Origin of the sequence: Paenibacillus kyungheensis (assembly GCF_028606985.1) — a bacterium.
In the GTDB taxonomy this organism is placed as follows: domain Bacteria; phylum Bacillota; class Bacilli; order Paenibacillales; family Paenibacillaceae; genus Saccharibacillus; species Saccharibacillus kyungheensis.
The window spans coordinates 844,930-868,564 of record NZ_CP117416.1 but is presented as its reverse complement, the minus strand read 5'-3'; the positions used below and the strand labels follow the sequence as shown (position 1 = coordinate 868,564).

22 protein-coding genes are annotated in these 23,635 nt (G+C 37.1%); 4 read left to right on the top strand and 18 right to left on the bottom strand.

The annotated features are described in order from the left end of the window. Nucleotides 1-51: 51 nt before the first annotated feature. The 3 genes from PQ456_RS03885 to PQ456_RS03875 form a co-directional block, all read right to left on the bottom strand. Nucleotides 52-1,569: a DHA2 family efflux MFS transporter permease subunit gene (locus tag PQ456_RS03885; RefSeq protein WP_273614945.1), complete on the bottom strand. Its 1,518-nt coding sequence runs from the start codon at nucleotides 1,567-1,569 to the stop codon at nucleotides 52-54. A gap of 12 nt (nucleotides 1,570-1,581) precedes the next feature. Next, on the bottom strand, nucleotides 1,582-2,235 hold the full coding sequence (locus PQ456_RS03880) for an HlyD family secretion protein (protein WP_273614944.1): 654 nt from the start codon (nucleotides 2,233-2,235) through the stop codon (nucleotides 1,582-1,584). A gap of 160 nt (nucleotides 2,236-2,395) precedes the next feature. Next, the gene (locus tag PQ456_RS03875; protein WP_273614943.1) at nucleotides 2,396-3,013 is read right to left on the bottom strand and encodes a TetR/AcrR family transcriptional regulator; all 618 of its coding nucleotides are present in this window, start codon (nucleotides 3,011-3,013) and stop codon (nucleotides 2,396-2,398) included. Between the two features lie 459 nt (nucleotides 3,014-3,472). On the opposite strand from PQ456_RS03875, the gene PQ456_RS03870 reads away from it, so the two are divergent. Beyond that, nucleotides 3,473-5,194, top strand: a complete 1,722-nt coding sequence (locus PQ456_RS03870; protein ID WP_273614942.1) for a cellulase family glycosylhydrolase — start codon at nucleotides 3,473-3,475, stop codon at nucleotides 5,192-5,194. A gap of 83 nt (nucleotides 5,195-5,277) precedes the next feature. Here PQ456_RS03870 and PQ456_RS03865 read toward each other — a convergent pair whose 3' ends face one another. The 11 genes from PQ456_RS03865 to PQ456_RS03815 all read right to left on the bottom strand — a co-directional run bounded on the left by PQ456_RS03865 (nucleotide 5,278) and on the right by PQ456_RS03815 (nucleotide 15,353). Continuing rightward, nucleotides 5,278-5,646, bottom strand: a complete 369-nt coding sequence (locus PQ456_RS03865; RefSeq protein WP_273614941.1) for an MAGE domain-containing protein — start codon at nucleotides 5,644-5,646, stop codon at nucleotides 5,278-5,280. A gap of 233 nt (nucleotides 5,647-5,879) precedes the next feature. After that, the gene (locus PQ456_RS03860; protein WP_273614940.1) at nucleotides 5,880-6,437 is read right to left on the bottom strand and encodes a GNAT family N-acetyltransferase; all 558 of its coding nucleotides are present in this window, start codon (nucleotides 6,435-6,437) and stop codon (nucleotides 5,880-5,882) included. Between the two features lie 40 nt (nucleotides 6,438-6,477). After that, nucleotides 6,478-7,137, bottom strand: a complete 660-nt coding sequence (locus tag PQ456_RS03855) for a M48 family metallopeptidase (protein ID WP_273614939.1) — start codon at nucleotides 7,135-7,137, stop codon at nucleotides 6,478-6,480. A 188-nt stretch (nucleotides 7,138-7,325) separates the two neighbouring features. After that, nucleotides 7,326-8,222 carry an SDR family oxidoreductase gene (locus PQ456_RS03850; protein ID WP_273614938.1) on the bottom strand — a complete coding sequence of 299 codons (897 nt, stop codon included), beginning with the start codon at nucleotides 8,220-8,222 and terminating at the stop codon, nucleotides 7,326-7,328. A 193-nt stretch (nucleotides 8,223-8,415) separates the two neighbouring features. Further along, nucleotides 8,416-9,786 (bottom strand): amino acid permease, encoded by a 1,371-nt coding sequence (locus PQ456_RS03845; protein ID WP_273614937.1) that lies wholly within the window; start codon nucleotides 9,784-9,786, stop codon nucleotides 8,416-8,418. Between the two features lie 295 nt (nucleotides 9,787-10,081). Then, a complete protein-coding gene (gene truA, locus PQ456_RS03840) occupies nucleotides 10,082-10,828 on the bottom strand; it encodes a tRNA pseudouridine(38-40) synthase TruA (RefSeq protein WP_273614936.1) in 747 nt (248 codons plus the stop codon). Between the two features lie 109 nt (nucleotides 10,829-10,937). Beyond that, the gene (locus PQ456_RS03835) at nucleotides 10,938-11,222 is read right to left on the bottom strand and encodes a hypothetical protein (RefSeq protein WP_273614935.1); all 285 of its coding nucleotides are present in this window, start codon (nucleotides 11,220-11,222) and stop codon (nucleotides 10,938-10,940) included. Nucleotides 11,223-11,358: 136 nt separating this feature from the next. Next, the gene (locus tag PQ456_RS03830; protein ID WP_273614934.1) at nucleotides 11,359-12,225 is read right to left on the bottom strand and encodes an aminoglycoside phosphotransferase family protein; all 867 of its coding nucleotides are present in this window, start codon (nucleotides 12,223-12,225) and stop codon (nucleotides 11,359-11,361) included. A 202-nt stretch (nucleotides 12,226-12,427) separates the two neighbouring features. Further along, nucleotides 12,428-12,991, bottom strand: coding sequence for a hypothetical protein (locus PQ456_RS03825; RefSeq protein ID WP_273614933.1), 564 nt, complete (start codon nucleotides 12,989-12,991; stop codon nucleotides 12,428-12,430). A 177-nt stretch (nucleotides 12,992-13,168) separates the two neighbouring features. After that, nucleotides 13,169-13,771 carry a hypothetical protein gene (locus PQ456_RS03820; protein ID WP_273614932.1) on the bottom strand — a complete coding sequence of 201 codons (603 nt, stop codon included), beginning with the start codon at nucleotides 13,769-13,771 and terminating at the stop codon, nucleotides 13,169-13,171. 1 nt (nucleotide 13,772) lies between these two features. Further along, entirely contained in the window at nucleotides 13,773-15,353 is a 1,581-nt protein-coding gene (locus PQ456_RS03815) for an ArnT family glycosyltransferase (RefSeq protein WP_273614931.1), read from the bottom strand. A gap of 337 nt (nucleotides 15,354-15,690) precedes the next feature. Here PQ456_RS03815 and PQ456_RS03810 point away from each other — a divergent pair, with 337 nt between their 5' ends. Together PQ456_RS03810 and PQ456_RS03805 are read left to right on the top strand one after the other, a co-directional pair. After that, nucleotides 15,691-16,851 carry a leucine-rich repeat domain-containing protein gene (locus PQ456_RS03810; RefSeq protein WP_273614930.1) on the top strand — a complete coding sequence of 387 codons (1,161 nt, stop codon included), beginning with the start codon at nucleotides 15,691-15,693 and terminating at the stop codon, nucleotides 16,849-16,851. A 440-nt stretch (nucleotides 16,852-17,291) separates the two neighbouring features. Then, nucleotides 17,292-17,807: a pyridoxamine 5'-phosphate oxidase family protein gene (locus PQ456_RS03805; protein ID WP_273614929.1), complete on the top strand. Its 516-nt coding sequence runs from the start codon at nucleotides 17,292-17,294 to the stop codon at nucleotides 17,805-17,807. A gap of 333 nt (nucleotides 17,808-18,140) precedes the next feature. Here PQ456_RS03805 and PQ456_RS03800 read toward each other — a convergent pair whose 3' ends face one another. Continuing rightward, the gene (locus tag PQ456_RS03800; protein ID WP_273614928.1) at nucleotides 18,141-18,842 is read right to left on the bottom strand and encodes a CPCC family cysteine-rich protein; all 702 of its coding nucleotides are present in this window, start codon (nucleotides 18,840-18,842) and stop codon (nucleotides 18,141-18,143) included. Between the two features lie 291 nt (nucleotides 18,843-19,133). Further along, nucleotides 19,134-20,132, bottom strand: a complete 999-nt coding sequence (locus PQ456_RS03795; protein WP_273614927.1) for a YiiG family protein — start codon at nucleotides 20,130-20,132, stop codon at nucleotides 19,134-19,136. A 746-nt stretch (nucleotides 20,133-20,878) separates the two neighbouring features. Between PQ456_RS03795 and PQ456_RS03790 the strand changes: the two genes are divergently transcribed. Beyond that, the gene (locus PQ456_RS03790; RefSeq protein WP_420540659.1) at nucleotides 20,879-21,751 is read left to right on the top strand and encodes a GNAT family N-acetyltransferase; all 873 of its coding nucleotides are present in this window, start codon (nucleotides 20,879-20,881) and stop codon (nucleotides 21,749-21,751) included. Between the two features lie 171 nt (nucleotides 21,752-21,922). Here the strand turns inward: PQ456_RS03790 and PQ456_RS03785 are convergent, their stop codons facing one another. Both PQ456_RS03785 and PQ456_RS03780 read right to left on the bottom strand, forming a co-directional pair. Then, a complete protein-coding gene (locus PQ456_RS03785; protein ID WP_273614925.1) occupies nucleotides 21,923-22,483 on the bottom strand; it encodes an SF0329 family protein in 561 nt (186 codons plus the stop codon). 129 nt (nucleotides 22,484-22,612) lie between these two features. Beyond that, a complete protein-coding gene (locus PQ456_RS03780) occupies nucleotides 22,613-23,593 on the bottom strand; it encodes a tRNA dihydrouridine synthase (RefSeq protein WP_273614924.1) in 981 nt (326 codons plus the stop codon). Nucleotides 23,594-23,635: the final 42 nt, after the last annotated feature.

Below are 23,635 nucleotides of genomic sequence, written 5' to 3'. Positions count from 1 at the left end.
TATCTATATTGGATGAAAAGCTTTCCTATCTGAAAGCATATCGATATACGATTATTCTTTGATCACTTTGACACCTTTACGTCGACTAATAAACAAGAAAATAAATGGAATCGAACAGAATAGCGGAATAGAAGATACTAAGAATGTATCGGCGATTCCTCTGGAATAAGCATCAAGCGTAATCAATCCTGAAGTAATACTTGCCCATGAGCTTCCCAGTGTGGCTTGAAGCGTTTGTGCTCCATCCAGTGTGATCGATTCTGATATTTGTTGTGAATGTAGTGCTGTACGACTTTGCATTAAGAATGTCAGAATAGCAATCGCCATTGACCCTGCTATCGTACGTACTAGATTCGATGCTGTAGAAGCTTTACCGACTTTTTCCGGTGCCACAGCGTTCATCCCTACTGTAGATAATGGCATCATACAGATTCCGATTCCCATACCGCGGAACATCAATACGACTTGTAGCCATAGATGTGAAGTATCTGGAGTCAGTGTGTGTAGATGATAGGTCATAATGCTCGTTAACGTTAAGCCGAATAACGCAATCGGTACAATCCCGATTTTATCAAATAATTTACCAGCAATCGGCATCATTACCGCCATCGCAATCGCCTGTGGCAACAAGATAATACCAGTGTGTACAGGAGAGACCGATTGAATATTTTGCAAAAATAATGGAGATAAAAATGTTCCTCCGTATAGCCCCATCATAACAAAACTCGAAGTAATAACACTGATCGTAAATTTATAATTTTTAAATAAAGAAATATCGATAACCGGGTTGTCTTTGCCACTTTCGACAAAAATCAAAAATACCAGTGACCAGAAAGCTACAAAAAATAATCCTACAATTTTGAAAGAACTCCAACCATCGCTTGAACCACTGGATAGTGCATATAATAATGTTCCTGCACAGGTAGCCGCTAATAAAAAGCCGGCTAAGTCAAATTTGACGATAGCGCCTTTTGGTGGTTCTTTGATTAGCACAATAACCATCAAGATCGCGAACAGTGCAACAGGGATACAGACGATAAACAAAAACCGCCAGTTAAACCATTCGATCAAGTATCCACTAAGTGTTGGCCCGATAGCAGGTGCAGCCATTGCTGCTACCCCCCAGATACCAAGTGCCATCCCAATTTGTTCACGTGGCATAATTTTATATACAATCGTCATACTAAGCGGCATAATTACACCGCCACCTAATCCTGCCAGAATACGTGCAGCGATTAAAGACGAGTCACTCCAAGCAAAAATACAAAATGCTGTTCCCAGTGTAAATACACTCAGTGCAGCGATCAAAAATTTCTTATAACCAATACGCTGCTCCATAAATCCCGTAATCGGAACGATTATTCCTGATGCGAGAGTATAGCCGGTAATCACCCATTGAATTCGTGACGTTGTTGATCCCAAATCGGTGGTCAACTGCGGAATCGCTACATTGATTAGACTGTTATTCAAAATAGCGACAAAGGCTCCTAATATAATCGCTATAAAAGCAAGCCAGCGTTCTCTAGGCGAATCTGCGGGAGGAGCGGCGGCAACGACTGTGTCAGCCACATAAACCTCTCCTTACGATGTATGAATTTTCACAACCACATTTGTTCCAGGAATCAATTTGAGGTCTTTAGGTACATTGAGCGCAATTTCAACAGGAATACGCTGTGTGACTTTGTTAAAATTACCACTTGTATTGGTAGCTGCAATAGTAGCAAAAACCGAGTTAGACGCTTCACCAATTTTGCGGATTTTACCTTGAATTGTGTAATCTCCATCTGCATCTAACGATACATCGACCACTTGACCTGCTTTGACGCGATTGATATCTGTTTCTTCGATATTCGTAGAGACATATAGATCATTCATATCCGCTACAATCGCTACAGGAGAACTTGGTGTACCGATCTCATGTTCTTTGGAATACACTTTTAAGACTGTTCCATCTATCGGTGAACGTAGAACAGACTTGCTAATCATACTTGAATCTAGACCGGATACATCTTGTTCAGCAATCGGTTCGTTGCGTTTTAATACATCGCCTTCTTCAACATCAATATGATTAAGCTCTGCGGTAATCTGTGGCATCACTTTATATTGGGTTGCTGAAATGCGGGCATCTTCTGTTTTGACAAAATGAGTACCTTGATACCAGTAATAATAACCTAACGTGCCACCGCTAATAACTAGTAACACGATGAGAATTGACAATACGATCTTCCTTCTCACTTACTCCACCCCTGTAGTTCAACTTTTTTTATTGTTACAACAAGCACTGTTTAACATACCTGTTATGAACGTCAATATGGCTATAATCATGTGTCCAGTATGCAAACACACAAAGACAAGGAATTAGATGATGTTTATCTCCAAAAGTCACCCAAATTCCTTATACATTTCTACTTAATCCTCGCTTCAACAAATCCAATTCCAACTCGTAATGTTCAATAATGTCGTCTATCGGAACTTCTCTCGCAAAAAAACGAATAAAATTCTGAATGGTGATCGCTACAATAATTTTGGTCAAATGAAGCACTTCTTTCTCATCAGCTACATTCAGACGACTACGATTGATCGAGCGGATAAATTCATCGGTACGTTCTTTTGCCTCTGGATTATTCACATTCAGCGCTAAGCGATGCTCTACTTTGTAACTCATATTCAAAAAGATATTTTGAGCAAAATAGCGATATTCATGATGCTGAAATCGTTCTAACATCATTTTGAAAAATTCATTAAAAGCTATAAAAATATCCCCATCATTTTCTTTGAGAAGCAACAGCACTTTCTCACGATTATGCTTGTTATACTCTTCTAAAATATAAAAGAAAATATCAGCTTTATCGTCAAAATACTGATAAAAACTTCCTCTAGGAATACAAGCTTCTTTGATAATGTTCGAAATCGAAGCATCTGCCAGAGAGGCTCGCGAAAATTCTTTGAAAGCCGCATCGATTAACCCTTTGCGTTTTTCCTTAGGCAAATTAAAAAAAGTCTGAGTAGGCATGGATTCACTCCAAATTAAGCATTTTGTATCATATACTGTTATTTCAAGTGTAAAAAATTACATAGACAATTATAATGTGACACAGTGTCACATGTCAATAGTCTGGTGCTCCATATCTTCATATTTCTTTCCTTATCTTTATATTTACATTATGTACAGAATAATATTTGTATTTTCCGGCTTTATTTTTATCTCTAAAATAGGTAAAATCACTAATTTTTGTATGAATTTATTACCAATTTTTATGGTATTTACTTTGGATAATCAGTGCTATATTACATTTTAGAAAACGCTTTCATTACTTATTTATCAGGAGGTGGTCACGCTTACAATATTCTCATATATATGTAACCTGTCAGTGCAACGACTGTTTGTCAAAGGAAACACATGTTGTTTTCAAGATGTACAGCTCATTACGTTTACAGATTGTCCATAACTTTCACAAAGGAGACTTTATTAATGAAACGTAAATCCAAATCATATCTTTCGTTGACTGTGATTGCGGCTCTACTACTTTCTTTATTTTCCTCTTCAATGGCTTCAGCAGCTTCAGATGAAGAACGTTCCCTTTCTACCGCAGCCGCAACAGGGATTCAATCTTATGTTAGTGCAATGCAACCGGGTTGGAACCTCGGGAATTCACTTGATGCGACAGGTGCAGATGAGACTTCATGGGGCAATCCTCGTGTAACCAAAGAATTGATTCAACAAATTGCTAATCAAGGATACAAAAGTATTCGTATTCCTGTAACCTGGGATCAACATACAGGCAGTGCTCCTAACTATACGATTGATGCCGCTTATATGAATCGTGTACAAGAAGTGGTCAATTGGGCGCTGGATGCTAATCTGTATGTAATGATCAATATTCATCATGATTCATGGTTATGGACAAGCTATATGGGTCAAAATCATGATCCTGTACTGGCTCGTTATAATGCAGTCTGGACACAGATCGCAGATCGCTTCAAAGGATCTTCTAGTAAGCTGATGTTCGAAAGTATTAATGAACCTCGCTTTACCGAAGGTGGAACTACAGATCCAGCAACAGCTTACAAATTGCTAGATGAACTGAATACGTCTTTCCACAAAATTGTAAGAGCATCTGGTGGTAACAATGCTACCCGTGCTATCGTTCTTCCTACATTAGCAACTTCTTCTACACAAGCAGATTTGGATGCTCTATCTCAGACGATTGCCAAATTAAACGATCCTAATATTATTGCTACGGTTCACTACTATGGCTTCTGGCCGTTCAGTGTGAATATTGCAGGCTATACCAAATTTGAAGCCGATACGCAAAAAGATATCACAGATACATTTGACCGTGTCTACAATTCATTTGTAGCTAAAGGAATTCCAGTCGTCATCGGTGAATTTGGATTATTGGGATTTGATAAAAATACAGGCGTAATCGAACAAGGTGAGAAGCTGAAATTTTTCGAATTCTTTTCTAACTATGTACGTCAAAAAAATATGACTACGATGTTATGGGACAATGGTCAGCACTTTAGCCGTACTACCTACAAGTGGTCTGATCCTGAATTATACAATGTGATGAAAGCAGGCTGGACAGGACGTTCTTCAAACGCAGAAACAGACCTATTGTATTTCAAAAAAGGAGCAACGATTCAGGACAAAACAGTCAAATTGAATCTAAACGGTAATACATTCAGTTCTCTTTCTAATGGTAGTACAACGCTGGTCAAAGGAACAGATTATACGATCAGTGGAGATACACTTGTTATCAAATCCAGTCTTTTAACGAAATTGCTTTCCTCTGGTAAATTAGGTGTGAATGCTACACTAACAGCTAAATTTAGCAAAGGAGCCAACTGGAACTTTAATGTAATCTCGTATAATACACCTACATTAAGTGCTACAACAGGCACAACCAGTTCATTCGCTATTCCGACTACGTTTAATGGTAACCAATTAGCAACAATGGAAGCTACGTATACCAATGGTGGTAATGCAGGTCCACAAAACTGGACTCCTTTCAAAGAATTTGCTACTGCATTTAGCCCGGATTACAGTGCAAATGTTATCAAATTAACACCAGACTTTTTCAAAGAAACAAACGATGGTGAAGTATTGCTCAAATTCCATTTCTGGAATGGCGATATCTTGAATTACAAAATCACGAAGAGCGGATCAAGCGTAGTTGGTAAAACATCTTAATTGATTTACCATTTTAGAATAAGATCTATATCCAATAAAAAAGACAAGCTATGGAGCTTATGCCCATCAGCTTGTCTTTTGATTTACAATAATGGTTGAAGATGTAATTCACTTATGTCTTTCCATTGACCATCTATGTGCTTCCCAAAATTAGCAAAAAAATGTGTATGATAGCCTTCGATTTGCCAGATAATACGACCTGATACTACGATTTCATCATTGCATTTCAAATGATAATATACTGTCTGATGTTCATCTTTCCAATGATCGGTTACTGTTTCGATATGATATCCTCTACGAAACATATCTGCTAATAATTCCTCAGAGTTATGTTCTTTCAAAATATCGATATCTACCCCTACCAAGTGATGTAGTTGCTTCAATACTTTGTAAATGCACTCTTGAAATTGATTAGAAACCTGATCAATGTAAGTTTCCATCAGCTTGTCCAAATTAAACATCTCCCAAACGTCATATTAGTATCCACGCTTCATTATATACTAATTTTATCCATTTTAGATGTTTAATTGAAATTAATAAAGTTATTTTATAAGTTATTAGTTATATTAGCTTTGTAATTTAAGTTATTGCTATTTTCAATTGAAATTTACCCGATCAGATCGATCCAAAATAGAATATATTCTATATGATTATCATTGATAAAGTATTTTCATATATTTTCTTATCAATCAGAATGCGTTTGCAAATCGTCTTCGATAATAGCAAATGTAATATGATCTTGCCATACTCCATTGATTTTTACATTTTTACGAGCAGTGCCTTCTTGAGTGAATCCTGATTTCAATAATACTTTGGTCGAACCGATATTGTGTGGCATAACTCCTGCTTCGATACGATGTAATTTTAGTTCATCAACAGCATACTTCACTACTGCTTGCACAGCTTCACTCATATATCCTTTACCATTGTAGTCCTGATCCAAAAAGTATCCGATCCAACCACTTTGCAAATTACCACGCACCACTTCAGACAAAATCACTTCACCAATCACAGTCTCTGTATTTTTTAGAAAAATAAGAAAACAATAACCGGTATCTTGTTCAGTAGATTCCAAAAAACGATGTACACGTTCTGCTTGACCTTCGTATGTATAGAAAAATTCGTTGCGTTTGCCAGTAAAAGCTTTAAAGAATTCTTTGTTTTTAACTTCTAAAGCAAGCAACGATTCTATATGCTTTTTAACAAGGGGCTTTATCGTTAAACGTTCTGATTGTATTGTCATGTGTATATTCTCCTTTATTTAAATGTACGGTTGCCCTATCTTATAATGTCATATGACGTCCATGTCGTGCAAGATACTCTTCTTTTTGTTTGTAATCAGGCATAATACTACCTAATCGTCTCCAAAATGAACGATCATGATTCATATGCAGAAGATGGCATAATTCATGTACAATCACATAATCGATCACTTCTACAGGAGCCATAGCGAGACGATAATTAAACGTGATTTTTTTGCTCGAATGACAACTGCCCCACTTGGTCGTAGACTCTTCGATTTCAATACTTTTTGGCTTCACACGTAATTGTTTCTGGTAGCCTTCGATCCGTTCTAATACGATTTTTTTACAACTAGTAAAGTAAAACTTTTTGAGTCTGTGACGTAATTCTTCTTCGTTCGCATCGCCTACTTCAATAAGCTCATGTAGAAAATACTTTTTACCTAAATACAAAAACTGTCCTTGCTCTTCATATTCTTTTGCTTGAGGAACAGCATTTGCTCTAGCTTGATCTAGCTTACTGGTATTATCCAACAGCCATTGCTTATTGCGCTCCATTACACGTAAAATGTCTGCTTCAGGTGTTCCATTCGGTGCTTTGACCGTAATTAAGCCTATCGTCTCCAACTGAATAGCGATCTTGGTACGCTTGCTATATTGCACATTAAATTCGATTGTTCGCTCATCAAATTGTATTTTCATAACATTCTCTTTTCTATGACATAGGATATACGCTTATGCTCTCGAATCATTTTCATGGCACATATACATCTATATTGTTTTATTTACTATATTATCATTTTAGATGAAGAAACCAAAAAGAGAGGCATTATGCCCCTCCTTTTATTAATATCATTATTGTATTTAGAAATAAAGCCAATATGATCAAGTTATGGACTAACCATACCACCGTTAGCATTGATAGTCTCGCCACTTACATAGCTAGACTCTTGGCTTGCTAAAAATACATAAGCTGGAGCCATTTCTACTGGCTGTCCTGCACGTCCGAGTGGTGTATTGGAACCGAATTCTTTCAATGCTTCTGTAGGTTGTCCACCTGCTACTTGTAGAGGTGTCCATACTGGACCCGGTGCTACAACGTTAACACGGATACCTTTTTCACCAACTTGTTGTGCCAGTGCTTTACTGAACACGTTGATCGAACCTTTAGTTGTTGCATAATCGAGCAACCCTGGTGAAGGAGAGTACGCTTGGATAGATGATGTATTAATAATTGAACTACCTGGTTTCATATGCTTGATAGCTGCTTTGCATAACCAGAATAGAGAGTATACGTTTGTTTTGAATGTTGCATCAAATTGTTCTGTAGTTAAATCAGCAATCGATTCAACAAACTGCTGTTTACCTGCTACGTTAGCTAGAATATCGATTCCACCTAATTTAGCTACAGAGTCTTCGATCAATTGTTCGCAGTACTTCTCATCTTTCAAATCGCCAGGCATCGCATAAGCTTTTTGACCTGCTTCTTCGATCAATTTCACTACTTCTTGAGCGTCGGCTTCTTCTTCAGGTAAGTAAGAAATTACAACGTCTGCACCTTCACGAGCAAAAGCAATTGCTGCTGCGCGTCCGATACCACTATCTGCTCCTGTTACGAGTGCTTTTCGTCCTGTTAAGCGACCTGTTCCGCGGTAACTGGTTTCTCCTGAATCGGGACGTGGAGTCATCTCTGTTTGCAAACCGGGTTCTGGTTGTTTTTGTTGCCAGTCTTCGTTTGCCTTAGGATATTGAGTTGTTGGATCTTGCTTTAGATATTGGTCAGCCATGATTGAATTTCCTCCTCGTAGATGATGTTTATAGTCGTCGTTCTGGAAATTAATGAGCTCTTTTTCTATGTAACCGTCATGGCTTGTCTTCAAACAAAAAGCATATCCTTTTTTTCTAAACATGTCAGAAAAAAGAATATGCTTCGTATTATGGTATCTTTGTAGGCATTATAGTATGAAATGTAATATCCAATTAATCTATTCTCTGATCCGATTTCTTCCCAATTCGAAATACATAATAACTAACAATGACAATCGCAATAAATACAATTCCGACGATTAATGAGTTATGTGTATCCGGATTGAACCACATGCCGATCAGCACCAGTGACAAAAAGATGATCACGATATAATTACTCACTGGAAAAAATAACGATTTAAATGGATGTTCGTGAATATCATTTTTCCATTTTTTGCGAAACTTAAATTGGCTAAATGCCATCGCTAACCATGGAACCATCCCTGGTAATATACTGGCACTGTAAATGTACAAAAATAATTTGGAATCTGGAAACAGGTAATTAAATAGCACGCCGACCAATAATAAAGCAATCGTCGTCATAATACTGTTGCGAGGCACTCCACTTTTTGAAATTCTAGCAAAAAATGGTGGTGCTTGTTTGTTTTGCGCCAGTGTATATAGCATTCGTCCTGCACTATAAATACCACTATTACAACCAGACATAGCTGCTGTTAAAACAACAAAATTAATAATACCTGCCGCCGCTACAATTCCTACTTTGGCAAATGTTAAAACAAACGGGCTTCCGGTTGTACCAACTTCATTCCATGGATAGATCGTCACGATCACAAAGATTGCACCTACATAAAAAATCAATATCCGCCAAACGATATTTTTGATCGATTTTTTCAGCGTCACTTTAGGATTTTCAGCTTCCCCTGCGGTAATCCCGATCATCTCGATGCCCTGATATGCCGCAGTGACAATACATAATGCGAATAAGAATCCTTTTAACCCGCCTGCAAAAAATCCACCATGGACATACAGATTAGATAATCCAATCGGTACGCCACCATTGCCAAGTCCAAAAAAGATCATGCCTGTGCCGATCACCAGCATCGCACTAATCGCGATCACTTTAATCATCGCAAACCAGAATTCAAATTCTCCATAAAACTTAACCGCCGCTAGATTCGCTGCCGCTATAATGCCGACACCGGCTAACGCTGGAATCCATTGTGGAATCTCCGGGAACCAGTACCCTACATAAATACCTATAGCAGTAACTTCCGCCATCCCCACCGTTACCCATAAAAACCAGTAACTCCATGCTGTCAAGAATCCAGCCAACGGACTAATATACTTATGGGCAAATGTAGCAAATGAACCTGTGACCGGTTCAACGATTAACATTTCGCCCATCATTCGCATCACAAATAACATAATTACACCTGCTACCAAATACGCCAACAGCACAGAAGGCCCTGCCCATTGAATCGTACTGGCTGATCCCATAAATAGACCGACACCTATCGTTCCTCCGAGTGCAATTAGCTCAATATGGCGTGTTTTGAGACCTCTAGTTAATTGTTTCGTTTCCAAACAAAACGCTCCCTTTCAACTGTGTTCATTATGTACAACGATTATAATATAGCTGTAAATGTATTCGCCGTAACATACATTAACGCATTACAGAATTGCTTCAACAAATTGTAAGGGAATATGTAATGAAATACAACTACTATTATCACTAAAAGATAGATACCTTATTACGAAAAAAAAGTAGACCTTTTCAAGTCTACTTCCTTATTGTTATATGATATTATTTCTTCATTGTTTTATACGATTTTGGTGGAATGTCATATAAAGAAACTTGGTGTGGTTTTTAAATATTTATCTATTCTGACTTGAATTGAATCTGCTCTAAATAAAGACCTTCTGCATCTGCCATCCCCCCAGTTTGTAGCTTTTCTTTGGATAGCAAAATCGTAGGAATATCTGAAGCTTGCTTTTCCCCTAATCCTACTTCGATCAGTGTACCGACCATTTTACGTACCATATTGTACAAGAATCCATTTCCAGATACACGGAATTGTACAAATCCATCTACTACCTCGACATCTAACGTATAGATCGTACGTAATGTATCTTTTTTCTTCGACTTAGCATTGGAATAGACTGCAAAGTCATGTTCTCCGATAAAATGAGCACAAGCTTCTTTCATCTTGGCGATATCTAGCTTTTTGGCAACATGCATACTATATTTGCGCATAAATGGATGGCTATATGCTTGGTTCCATATTTTATAAATATACGTTTTGTTAGTCGCATGATACCGTGCATGGAACCGATCATCGACTTTCGATACTTCAGTGATACTGATATCAGGCGGTAAATAATGATTCAGGAAGTTAAATATTTTAGACTCTGGCAAGTCTTCTTTAATTTTAAAATTAGCCACTTGATACAGCGCATGTACCCCTGAATCGGTACGGCTAGAACCTGTAATTTCAATCGGTTGCTCGACCAGTACAGAGATCGCTTTTTCAATCTTACCTTGTACTGTATTGTCGCTATCTCCAAGCCGTTGCCACCCTTTATACCGCCCACCATCGTATTGGATGATTAATTTGTAATTGTTCATGTGTACTCCCTTTGTGTTGGATAAAATAATTACTTTGAAGATATCTACTGTATCATATTATGTGTATTCCGTTTGATTTTTAAGTGTATAGATTTCTAATGATTTATTTTTAGTCTTCTATCTTTTTAGGTGTCCAAGAATATTTACAAGTATCACACATAGAAGTAACGCCACTCTTTATTACTTTGATACATGCAAACAATGTGAATAGACCTATTAAAATAATTATTCCGAACGCTATAGGATGTTCCATTAACTGATTATCTACTCCGTTAGCTATAATTATGCACATAACGGTACTCATAAAAAATAATAAAAAAGCAGGCCATTTTCCTGATCCTGTACTGACTTTTGCTGATCCACATCTCGGACAACGTTCCCATTTATACTCCACATTTCATTCCTCCAACATTATATAATAACTCTCCATAAGCGCTTGGCACTATAAACATGACCAAGTTCAATAAAAAATATTTTTGCAAAGTAAAATATCTTACATTTATGTATTACGACATATGTAGCTGAATATTTTACACTTCACAATTCCTTCCTGCCAAAAATGGATTTTGAGCTATGACTTGCTTTATATTCTGCTGTGCTTGTGGCTGTACCGTAATTCCGCCCTGACGAGCAAGTAATATCCACCGCAGACAGGCAAGTGCTTCAAATAATTGTAATTCTTTTTCAGCTATCGGATGTTCTGCTAGATAAGCATCACGAAACACTTGAGCATATCGTTCTGAAATATAGATTTTCTGCAAAGTGATCGACCAGACCGCATCATATCGGGCATCCCCTAATTGTCCATTTGTCCAATCAATCACGCTATACCGATCCTGCTTATTTAAAATATTTCCCAGATGAAAATCACCATGAATAATACAACTCTGCTCTAGCGTAATCATAGGCATAACCTGATATAGAATATCGCTAATATCTGGATACGTTGCTACGTCTGGAAAAAAGTAATCTACAAAATCGTATTTTGGCAGTAAAGCATATTCGCTTTCTGTAATCTCAACATGATGGATAGCAGACAATAAGGTAGCTGTCTGTACAATTTTCTTTTTGTTCATTTTAGTAAGTGCTGTTCCGTCAAATGTTGTTAGCAATACTGGATCTTGATCATCAAGCATCCCCCAACCCATCGGCTTAGAGACAGTGATCCCTTTGATAAAAAGAAACTGTAATAATTGATATTGTGCTCCCACATCCGGCTTCGCCTGTTGATTCCATATTTTCAATACCAAGTCACCTTCAGCATATGACAACTTGATTACTTGTGCTTCAAATCCTTGATCTAGCGGATGCTCAGTTATCTCATATGCAGGTTGTAATAACGTATGTAAACTATCGTCTTGTTCATTCCATTGTATCGTGTGCAAAATATTAGCCAACAAGGTTCCTCTTTTCTGGCAATATGTACTACCTGTATTTTACATATATCTTATCATTTCTACAGATAGGATACATCTCAGAATAGGTAGCCAACGAATGATTAAAAAAGAAGCGGAATCGCACACTATTGTGCTTATTCCACTTCTACATGTTCGATTGAACTTGGTTATTTTATGTTTTTCAAACGATAACGTATATCAATTAGTTCGTTTTCAAATCGTCTACATCTTTTTCGAAAGCATCTTGATACTGTTGGAACAATCCTGTATCAAACTTGTATTCTGAATCATTCTCTTTAGGAGGATTTGTTTGCAATTGTTTGTAAAGTACATCGGTTTCACTAGAAAGCTTAGTCCATACTTTTTTCACATTAGCATATTTACTATCGTCCAATCCTTGTATATAAGTATTATATTCCGCTTTCTTATCCATTGCTGTACCTAAACGATCTATTAAAAAGTCTATATCTAATTTATCCCCTGTAGCACTGGTTCCTCTGTAAGTATACGAATTGATGTTTACAAATCCATCATTCCAAATGTCTGAAGTTACAAAATTTCTAATTTCGCTCAGCTTTGATTCTACAGTAGGTTGTTCTGCTTGAGTCGTAGCATCACTATTACTCGCAATCTGGTTGCCTGCTGCTTCACGAATAGCATCAGCAATTTTTTCCTCGTCTGTTTTTTCATTTCCACATCCTGCAAATACACTTAAAGATAAACAAGCTAGTCCAATCATTACTGTTTTTTTGCTCCAAATAGGCATCATCTATTACTCCCTTTTTCATTTTACATACCTTTATTATTATCGGATGATTTAGGAAAATTATGAATTTTTAGAGATAGTATTCTATTTTGGATAAGAACAGCATACTTGAAAGTCTATATATAGACATAAAAAAAAGGAGCTTATCACTCCTCTCTTAGCTATATCAGTTATCCATTACGAGTCCATCACACTGATTTTTTCCACAGTATTCGTATTATCTTTATACCAGATCATCAGAATCTGCCCTGCTTTGAGATCAGATAATTGAAGTGTCGTTGCTGTACGATTATTGTTAGTTTGTGGCATCATCGCTGTGATTTGAGATATGGGTACATTTTCACCTACAGTGATCGTTTTTTTCACTCCTGTACTGCTTATATTAGACGTGTTACCATCTGGTCGAGCTGTCGTAGGAGTAGGGTCGGTATTCGGTGTATTGATATTAGGTGTGCTGTTATCAGGCATACGGTTTGAGCGTGGTGCAGTTGCATCAGTTGGGCTAGACATTGTAGCACTATGATCACTCGGAGGCGAAGAACGGCGCTGTGCTTGCTCCATCACATCGATTGTAAGCTGACTACCGTTTACAGACACTACTTTGCCTATCAGATCAGCATTTATCATTCCACGCATGGCGTTGCGATTGCCCGTGCCGCCCATTCCACTAGCACTTTTCAACGTAATCTGTTGCGCAGTAATTGCACTACAAGATGTTAGGACTATCATTCCGCACAGTAACAGCATAAGAAGAGATACTGAATATTTATTTTTACGCATATTAAGACTCCTCTCGAACAGAAGTACGTAATCGTAAAAAGTCTTGTCGAATCAGCCATTGATACGTATCTTTAAAGCCCATATACGATAAAATAATCAGCAATGGATAGACAGGATAGATATATCTAGACTTAATTTCCCACAAAATATAAAAGCCTACAAATCCTAAAATGACTAGAATCAACGACATTTCATCAAATCGCTTCGCTCGTAGACTACCGATCAGACGAATTAAAATAAAGCAGTACATTAAGAAATTCATCGTATATAAGAGCCATAATATGCCACTACGATAAGGTGAATTGTCTGCAAATAGCTCGGTAGCAAATGTAGGATAACTATACCCACCCATAATAAAGCCTGTACGTGAACCACCTGAAGAACCGTCGTTACCTATACCATATCTTTCAATTTGGTACGTTCCTTCTGTCCATGTCCAGATAATTTTTTTATAATACATCGTGACAAGATCTGTTAAGCTTGCTGTCGATAATTTCTGCGCAATCGATTCTTTGAACAACTCTGTACTGAGCGCTTTGTTATAATCTGCATCTCGCTGGTAAATATTATAACTTTCGCGATTATCCCAGAATCCAAATGTTTTGAGGTTAATCCCCATATTCAGCCACATATAGATTGGTGCCGCATTGGTCGTAGTCGAAGCCTGCACTTTACCTGTTGCTTGTAACAGTGCATTTTGTGTCCAGCTCGGAATATTGAACAAAACAGCAAACAAACATAACGACAGCACAACCTTTTTCCAACCGATCTGCTTCATATGCAGTAGAAGTGAAATCACAATCGCCAGTAAAAAGATAATACCTATACTTCTAAAATAGTTACCAATAGTCACTAAAATAGCGGCAAAGATTAGATATTTAACCGACTTTTCTTTCATAAAACGAATCCCAAAATACAGTGCCGACGTAAGCAATGTCGTCGCAATCACATCGTTGTAGATAAAATTGCTCATAAACAAAGCAGGAAGATACGTTGCGGCAAATACCAGTACTCCATAATCATGGCTTCTGGAATTACGAGTAAGTTGTTTGTAGATTAGATAGATCATCAACGTTGTAATCAGAGCAAAAACAATATTGGCTACCTTAATCGTTACATAATTATCCGGGAACATCGCTAGTAGTGCTTCGATATACAACACAGTCGAATAATTAAACGGGAACATATGCAGATACCCGGTCTGATTAAATGTAGAATAATCGCCTTTATACAGCATATTCATCGCCAGTGAAACAACGGTCTGTGAATCATCTGTAGGCAAACGGGTAAACAGAAAAATAATGACCACCTGAATCGCACATGAACAGAGCAGAACAAGTGGAATCACGATCTGAGGACGATACTTGTTCAACTTTAAGCATAAACGGTACATGATCACACTGAATATCAGCAACCCAATAATCAATAATAGAAATGTACCTAGATGCTGTTGTTGCAACATCGGTGTATCTCCATACACCACATAATTATACTGTGCCCGAATAAAAAACGAAGAGGCGATAAACAAGCTGACAAAGAAAATCAATAAGAAATAAAACGTTTTTTGAATACCTTTTAACATTGAAAAACTCCTTTGCGGTAACATGGTAGTAGGCACACTAAAAATGCCAGCGATATTTCAAAAATTGAATGCAAACTGTTCCCGTCCCATTCGTTGTCATCCATCGCAAGCAAGTCTTATTCCCACTCAAAAATAGTGATATCCGCAATGTCGATCTACTATTTTTTGGTTTATCGATGCTATTGGTAGCATACTTATTCTCTCTTTAGTTGCTTCTGGAATCTTATTATAAAGGCTCAACCTGAATTATTGATGAAAATTGAAGTCTGCTGTAGACAAATTTTTAAGTGTTCTCTTATAGATACTTATGTATTTTTAATCTTAAGGAGGTTTTAATATGGATTATGAGCAATCCAAACGCCATATTGTAGAACAAGCTAATCTATATATATCTAATCACCGCCATTATAAATGGTTTCAACATTCCGGTTCAGTCTATGAATTGGAGACACTTAAGTTATTAGATATTAAAGGCATTACCACTTTTGCTCCTTTAAAAGAATTTCCTTATCTTAAAAGTCTAGAATTCGGTACAACCAATAGCACATTAACGATCCCGGATCTAGTCGGTTTAGAGCAAGCCAGTCATGTAGAACGATTAGCTTTTGTCAGCAAAACAAAGATCAAGCATAATATCGAAGTTATCGCCCAGCTCTCCAACTTACAATCGCTAGGATTATACAATGTACAACAGACGTTGCCAGCACACTTGCTCTCTGAGCTCACTTCTCTGCAATCTGTCAGCTTATCTAAGCACAATTACAATAGTTCAGCTTCTCTTCCTGCTTCTCTAGAAGAAATCAGTATCACTGTAGATGGTTTAGATACATTACCATCTATTCCTCCTGCAACTGGTGTAAAAAAAGTGCTATTAAACGGTAATCGTTGTCAGATCAATACCCTTCATTCGTTTGCGATTTTTCCAAATGTAGAAGAAATCAAAATCACTGCTCCCAAAACCTTAACAGACCTTTCTTATGTATCGAAGCTTCAGCGACTTAAAGTGTTGGATATTAACTTTGCACCTGTAAGTGATCTCACCGCTCTAGATCAACATCCAACGATAGCAGAAATAAGACTACGCGGATCATTGGTAGAACAACTAGATTCAATTACGAGTTGTCCTGCACTCCGAACGTTATATTTAGAAAAATCGAAGTTACAATCTATCGCAAATATACGTACTCAATTCCCCCAATTACAACAATTATGGATATGGGGTACCAAAGTGAAAGATTTAAGCCCTTTGACAGATATGAGTACTCTGCAAAATCTAGATGTAACGATGCTCAAACCGAAATCGTGGGACTTTTTAGCAACATTAACCGGATTAGAGGTATTGGATTTATGCAAAACATCTTTTGCTGATCCTCAGTTGTTGTTGGAACTTCCGAATTTAAAAAAAGTACGGTTAGCCAATAGTGCTGTAGATGTAGAATCGGATGCTTATCACAAATTGGAACATGTTATTTTGGCGCGAGGTGGGGTTCTTACATAAGAAACGGATGTGATGGTTATTCTGCTTCATATATAGAGATATAAATATGTTTAATATCCATATCAATCACATAATGGACTTTTCTCTCTTTTGTAGACGCAACAATATTAAACTGATGTAATGTACAAAAGACTTCAATCTCCTCTTTCATCGTTGTTGTTTCTTGAAGAACTTGAGCATACATTTGTTGTAATTCGTTCAGACTACAATACTTGCCGTAAATTATAGCTTGTTGAAAATATCCATCCATTTCTATAAATATCATTAGATCACGATTGAGTGCTAATCAATCTATATAGCTTAGAGTGGGTAAATCATGTGCTGAGATCGTTCTTTTCTATTTTGATTGTAACTCTACCGTTTATCTACATCGACTTATGTGTAATGGTTAGCAACGTTGTTTATACACATTTCAACGATTAGGAAAGGTGGGAAATGATATGTCTGAACATTTAACTACAGATCCAGAAGCGATTGAAACGGTCAAAGAACTGATTAAAGATATTGATACCGCTATGCTCACAACGATTTCGGGAGGACGTCTGGTATCCCGTCCGATGAAAACACAAGAAATCGAATTCGATGGCGATCTATGGTTCCTAACGAAAAAAGATACATCCAAATACGAAGATATTTTACAAGACCCTCGTGTTAATGTATCGTATGCGGGCAAGTCTTATGTATCGATTAGTGGTACTGCTGAATTCGTCGATGATCCTGCTCGTAAAAAAGAAATGCTTAATAAAATCATCGAAAAAATTCTGGATACATCTCCAGAAGATCCGAATCTAACATTGATCAAAATCCATACCGAAACCGCAGAATACTGGGAAAGTGGAAGTGCGATCAAAATGGTCACTCATTTGCTCAAAAAAGCAGTCGGCAAAACTTCTGATCCTAAATCCGAACCAGGATTGAATGAGACGGTAGATTTGAGCAATGCTCCTAAGAGTTAAGGAATTTAAAAAGAGCCACTTTGCAGAAAGTATGCGAAGTGGTTCTTTTTTGATTATTCTATATTTTCAGATTTTAAGCATTTATTTATGTATTTGTCTTATGCTCTCCGATCCAAACATCCCCTATTTTAATGCTATACAATACATTTTTATCATTCTTAGATTGTATAATCTCTTGCTTATACGCTTTATTTTGAATGCATATAACCTCTTTCTCTGTTCTAAATCCTAATGCAATATCTTCATTCAGCTCAGATAATGAATAATAGTCTGCTTCTATCGCAAGTTGCCATTCAAATTAGGCATAAACTCTCCTTGTCTATCTAATTTGTTTTAAAGAGCAAACATTTTAATATCATCCAATGCGGAATCAGCATGACCTCTTACAATTTCACTCTCATCTTGCAATCCAGCCTGTACAATAGGCAATACTAATTCTTTATCTAATTTTCCGAATCGGCGTGCCAGATGACCAAAACATAAGATCGCGATTCCTTTTACATTATCATGAGGATGCTGCCTGTATTGAATTATCGTATCTTGGATAAACTCTGGATCGTCTACATATAACGCTAAAGAAACTAATCCCCTAACAATAGCATCAGGATCATCAGAATAAATTAATGTAAGCAATTCTTTATGATTTTCTAAAATATGATTATCGTACATGCCATGTTTGTAAGAAATACAATTTAATTCTTGTTCAAGCCTATTGATATTTTCCCATATTTGCGAAGCCAATTTATTATTTGAAGTTTGCAATTTCTCAAATTCATGAATTGCATCTTTTTTAATACGAAGCTTTTTCTGATTTTTAATGGAGTCAGAGTTTGTTTCTCTGTACATTGTATAATTGTTTTTAAAATTATGTCTTGCTTCTGTTAATGAATAATCTCTATTAGGACCGCCTTTTACTTGATCTGCATCCAAATCATTTTGACCATCATCTTCCCAATTACATAGCCAGCAAATATCGTGTCTTCCTTGTTCGTCCAGTGTAAGATAACCACAACAAGGGCATTGAAATGTATTCATATTGCATCTACCTTTCGAATATATACTTCTACTGAATATCTTTTTCATATTTAATACTTATTAACTATTCTTCTATGTAACCTCCCTCCAAAAACTATACCGTTATAGTGTACTTTTAAAGGGAGATTTTGATATTTCAATCTGTATAAGTCAATGTTCTACGTTAGCTTTAGCAATCATAGATGATTAACCACTAGTGTACGATAACCTGAACTAACGATTTTCTGACGTTTGGACTGAGACTTATCATCGTTCATTATCATTTGTGCTACTTCAAGTCGCTAGACCGTTTTAGTTGATTTCATTATATCGCTCAATCGCTTTGCTAAGCAGATAGTTAAAATTCTCTGGAGTTCCGTCTGTTGTATCCAAAAACTGACCGCTTAGATCGGAATCAGATACCGGTTCTTTTTTATTGATACGTTCAATAATTTTGGAAGCTGCGGCTTTGGCTTCTGTAGCAGAATGAACGTAATTTTCAATACTGAAACTGTTCATGCCTTCTTTTTGAATCTGTTGCTGGTCTTTGGAAAGAGTCACAAGTGTATTCAAGTCAGCAGTCATAAGATCGTATTTGGCTTTGAATTTCTTCATATCAAGTTCAAGCACATTACTGGCATTGATCCCTTGCTCACTCATTTCGATAGCCGTCGCTTCAGCATCAATCATGAATTTCAAAGCATTATACCGAATTTGCTGTCCTGAATCTTTAAAATTTTTAAGATCAGCTAGACGTTGCTCAGCATCCATTTGTTGCAAAGCTTTAAAGTATGCTTTAGCTGCTTTCTCGTAAGTCAGATTAGCATTGATCAGCTTGGTGTGTAGCTGTTTTCCTTTGGCAAAATTATCATCGACATAACCTTTGCTATCATAGTAGACTTTCATCTCATCGAGGACAGCTAATAACTCTTTGATCACTGGTGTTAGTTGGGTCACTGTAGCGTCTGCACTCGCAAAAGCAGGCTGGCTTGTCGTATAACCTTGTGCTTGATCAATCACTTCTCGCTGTGATGCCGGAACATCCAGCATGATAAAGCTCAGGTTCTTCTCAATAACAGGCTTCTTCTCGGTACCAAACTTCTCAAAGTAATGAAGCAACACCTCATTGATTCTACCTGTCATCAAGTTGTTAAGCATGACATAAGAATTGTATTTTTCAATTTTTTGGCTCTCGCCTTTGTTCATACCTGAACCGGTCTGATTGATACTAGAGGTCATGCCCGAACAAGCAGACAATGCTGTAACTAGCAGGATACTGGTAATAATAAAAGATAATTTTCGCAAAATCATAATTCCCCCGACTGATTATTTGACCTATTTGTTTGTCTGTTTATGTATGTACATATGGTCTACTCTATATTAGAGTTCTTTGACGAGTTGGTCTTGAGTCTAGAGTAGGGTAATTATACGGTATTTGCTGTGTTTTAAGGAATAGATATAGGATTACAGTAGATAAAAAAAAGAGATAGAGTAAACTATATCTTGTCTTCTAATAATAAGGAGTTGTTAACATTAGATTATGATTCGCAAGTATAATATGAAATATTTTGATTTTCTCTATAAAAGGTTTTCTTATGATCACCAATATGTACTGCTTTCGATCTACTACATGATCCATCTATCGAAAAATCCAGACTTATCGAAGAAATCATTCTTCAACTTTATTGCAGAATAGGAGTCTGTGTTAACGTTCATCCTCATGATCTCAAAGACTATTTAAAGGCTTGGGATTATTGGAAAGTATTTATTTCTTAGCGGTCATTTCCAAATAAATGAGTAGGTGAATGAACATCAAGTAATACCACCTGCATCTATAGTTAAAATATACTTTTTTTACATTTTATACTTTTAATGTTAAGTTAATTTATTATAGATGAAGGAGGGCTAAAAAATGATTTAAGACTCACTAAAAGTATAGATATTAATAGTAATTCACGTCATTATCTTTATAACATTCAAAGTTCTTTATGATTGAAAGGGGCACTAATTTGAACCAATCATCCGAACGAATAATACGTCATTTTCAGCAGCAAGACATGCCATTGCTCGAAGAGTTATACAAATCAGTTAAAACGATAGAAGATGCAATATTTTGGTGGGTGGGAGATGAAAATAATTGGAGTAACGTTTATTGTGCTTTTGAACATGGAAAAATAGTCGCCAAAGGGCAAGTGAGTATTATTAGCATTGTATCTACAGGTTGTACAGAAAAGAATAAGCATTCTATCTACATAAATCTTAAAACTATATCAGAAAGACAACATGATTATATCTTGTTAGATGAGGTATACAACTATCTTTTCAAAAGAGCGATGGAATTAAAAGCAACATTACCTCAAGAGTACAAAACTATCCTTTGCGTAGGCAATGATTCCAAAGAAACAGCGAATAATCGATTTTTTATTCAAAAAGGATATCATCCTTTAAATAGCTTGTATCATATGACAAGAGATTTGACTCAACCTATACTTGAATTGAAATTATCCGAAGAGTTGGGATTTTCCTATTGGAACATGAATACCCCTAGTGAAGAAAAAGAGTATCTTGAAATAGATACTGAAATTTGGCCTGAAGCTCCATTAGGATTAACAGCATTGTCTGAACATAAAAGTAACGCTTTATGGACATCTATGATTGTCAAACAATCTTCAACCATATTGGGTGGATTGATGGTATGGCAAGAAGAAGGTCATGGTGTGATCGAAGATGTATTTGTACGTGAATCCTGGCGTAATCGAGGAATTGCAAAGTTCTTACTGACAAAAGCTTTAACTTATCTTCGAGATCATCAACTTCCTTTTGCTAACCTTACAGTTTTGACGACTAATCAATCGGCGTTACGTTTGTATGAATCGGTAGGATTTTATACAGAAGGAGAAGAAGTCAGATGTTTTGTAGCACTTGATTAAGGCCTCTTATTCCTCTCTGCTTTCTTGCTTTTGTATAATGTTGTTTTATCTATTTCTTTTAAAGTGAACAATTCGGATGTGTATAAAAAAGAGCCACTCTACGATAAATGCGTAAAGTGGCTTTTTTAATGCCGTTTATTTTCAGGCAAAATTCAAAAAACATAGTCATGTCTAAAGGCGCAACTCGTGGAAATACTGCACAATAGGATGCTTTAATTTAACACTGTCTGACATGCTCAAAATTCGCTTTTTCCCTACTCTCCGATCCATCAAAGCCAAAATATTCAGTAAGATATCCTGACTTTCCAGACTCTCATCAATCGGTGTGGCTAAGAATTTGGTCGCGGTCGCTGTAAAGTTCGATTTACTAAGTGCAGTCTGCGCAGATAACAGTTCTTTGGCAAGCCCGTTCATTTTGCGATTACGTGCCATGACGTGAAGACGATCTTCGGGAACAGCTCCATTGGTTTCTTTACGAAGGGCTTCGATCTCCTCTATGCTGACAGGAATACGCAGATTGGGATCATTTTTGATTTCTATTTCACTCTGGTACCAAGTGATTGGACTGGTTTTGTCGTTCATATTAAAGATGTTCTTCTTATCTACCGTTATATAACAGTTGCCTGATTTGCCGGTCAGATAGCTATAACTGGTTGCGCGGTATTCTACTTTTCCTTGTAGTGATGGAGCGAGAAAACCTTCTAAATTTTGCTTTAATTTACTCCAGGACATAGTTCCTCCTATATTGTGAAAGCCTGACGACCAGTTGAATGGCTGTCAGGCTTTATTTGTATATCTACACTACATACTAAAATGTCTGCATACGATATTCAAAAAAATTCTTCTATCACTATATTTCTACTATACTTCCACGCTATCTACTTGCTTCGCTGTAAATTCATCAAGTAATGCTCGCACTTCATTAGTATTCTTAGCGCTCATCAATTCATTTCTTAACTCACTGGCTCCACGAAATCCACGAACGTAAATCTTGAAAAAGCGAGGAAGTGGCTTGAACGAACGAGGTTCAATTTCAGAATATTTATCATGCAGATCCATGTGTATTCTGAGTAGATCCAGTAGTTGCGTACTGCTATGTTCTCTGGACTCTTGTTCAAACGCAAAAGGATTACTGAATATTCCGCGCCCGATCATCACACCATCTACACCGTACTGCTTCACTAATTTCAAACCAGCTTCCCGATCAGCGATATCTCCGTTGATCGTAAGTAGCGTATGCGGTGCAATTTCATCGCGAAGCTTTTTGATCTCTGGAATCAGTTCCCAGTGTGCAGGCACTTTGCTCATTTCATCTCTCGTACGCAAATGAATCGACAGATTCACAATATCTTGCTTGAAAATATGGGTAAGCCAATCTCGCCACTCGTCCACTTCTGCAAATCCAAGACGTGTTTTGACACTGACAGGCAGACCGCCTGCTTTGGCTGCTTGAATAATCTCTCCTGCCAGTTCAGGACGACAGATCAGCCCGCTTCCTTTGCCATTTTCGGCTACATTCGGTACAGGACAACCCATATTGATATCGATCCCTTTGAAGCCTTGCTCTGCCATACCGATACTCATCTGCCGAAAAAATTCAGGCTTATCTCCCCAAATATGAGCCACGATCGGCTGTTCATCCTCGGTAAACATTAACCGCCCACGCACACTATGATGCCCTTCAGGATGACAATAACTCTCCGAATTCGCAAACTCCGTAAAAAACACATCCGGTCTAGCCGCCTCACTCACGACATGACGAAACACCACATCCGTCACATCCTCCATCGGAGCCAGTATAAAAAACGGCTTCGGTAAATCACGCCAAAAATTGTCTGTCATTTTAAAAAATCCTTTCGTTCTATATGAAGGATCAGCTTCATC

Excerpts from the sequence above, each read along its gene's own strand:
- PQ456_RS03870 (WP_273614942.1), top strand. The coding sequence starts at position 3,473 with ATGAAACGTAAATCCAAATCATATCTTTCGTTGACTGTGATTGCGGCT.
- PQ456_RS03850 (WP_273614938.1), bottom strand. The coding sequence starts at position 8,222 with ATGGCTGACCAATATCTAAAGCAAGATCCAACAACTCAATATCCTAAG.
- PQ456_RS03795 (WP_273614927.1), bottom strand. The coding sequence starts at position 20,132 with ATGATTTTGCGAAAATTATCTTTTATTATTACCAGTATCCTGCTAGTT.
- PQ456_RS03860 (WP_273614940.1), bottom strand. The coding sequence starts at position 6,437 with ATGACAATACAATCAGAACGTTTAACGATAAAGCCCCTTGTTAAAAAG.
- PQ456_RS03820 (WP_273614932.1), bottom strand. The coding sequence starts at position 13,771 with ATGCGTAAAAATAAATATTCAGTATCTCTTCTTATGCTGTTACTGTGC.
- PQ456_RS03785 (WP_273614925.1), bottom strand. The coding sequence starts at position 22,483 with ATGTCCTGGAGTAAATTAAAGCAAAATTTAGAAGGTTTTCTCGCTCCA.
- PQ456_RS03875 (WP_273614943.1), bottom strand. The coding sequence starts at position 3,013 with ATGCCTACTCAGACTTTTTTTAATTTGCCTAAGGAAAAACGCAAAGGG.
- PQ456_RS03825 (WP_273614933.1), bottom strand. The coding sequence starts at position 12,991 with ATGCCTATTTGGAGCAAAAAAACAGTAATGATTGGACTAGCTTGTTTA.
- PQ456_RS03790 (WP_420540659.1), top strand. The coding sequence starts at position 20,879 with ATGCCATTGCTCGAAGAGTTATACAAATCAGTTAAAACGATAGAAGAT.
- PQ456_RS03855 (WP_273614939.1), bottom strand. The coding sequence starts at position 7,137 with ATGAAAATACAATTTGATGAGCGAACAATCGAATTTAATGTGCAATAT.
- PQ456_RS03805 (WP_273614929.1), top strand. The coding sequence starts at position 17,292 with ATGTCTGAACATTTAACTACAGATCCAGAAGCGATTGAAACGGTCAAA.
- PQ456_RS03810 (WP_273614930.1), top strand. The coding sequence starts at position 15,691 with ATGGATTATGAGCAATCCAAACGCCATATTGTAGAACAAGCTAATCTA.
- truA (WP_273614936.1), bottom strand. The coding sequence starts at position 10,828 with ATGAACAATTACAAATTAATCATCCAATACGATGGTGGGCGGTATAAA.
- PQ456_RS03780 (WP_273614924.1), bottom strand. The coding sequence starts at position 23,593 with ATGACAGACAATTTTTGGCGTGATTTACCGAAGCCGTTTTTTATACTG.
- PQ456_RS03800 (WP_273614928.1), bottom strand. The coding sequence starts at position 18,842 with ATGAATACATTTCAATGCCCTTGTTGTGGTTATCTTACACTGGACGAA.
- PQ456_RS03815 (WP_273614931.1), bottom strand. The coding sequence starts at position 15,353 with ATGTTAAAAGGTATTCAAAAAACGTTTTATTTCTTATTGATTTTCTTT.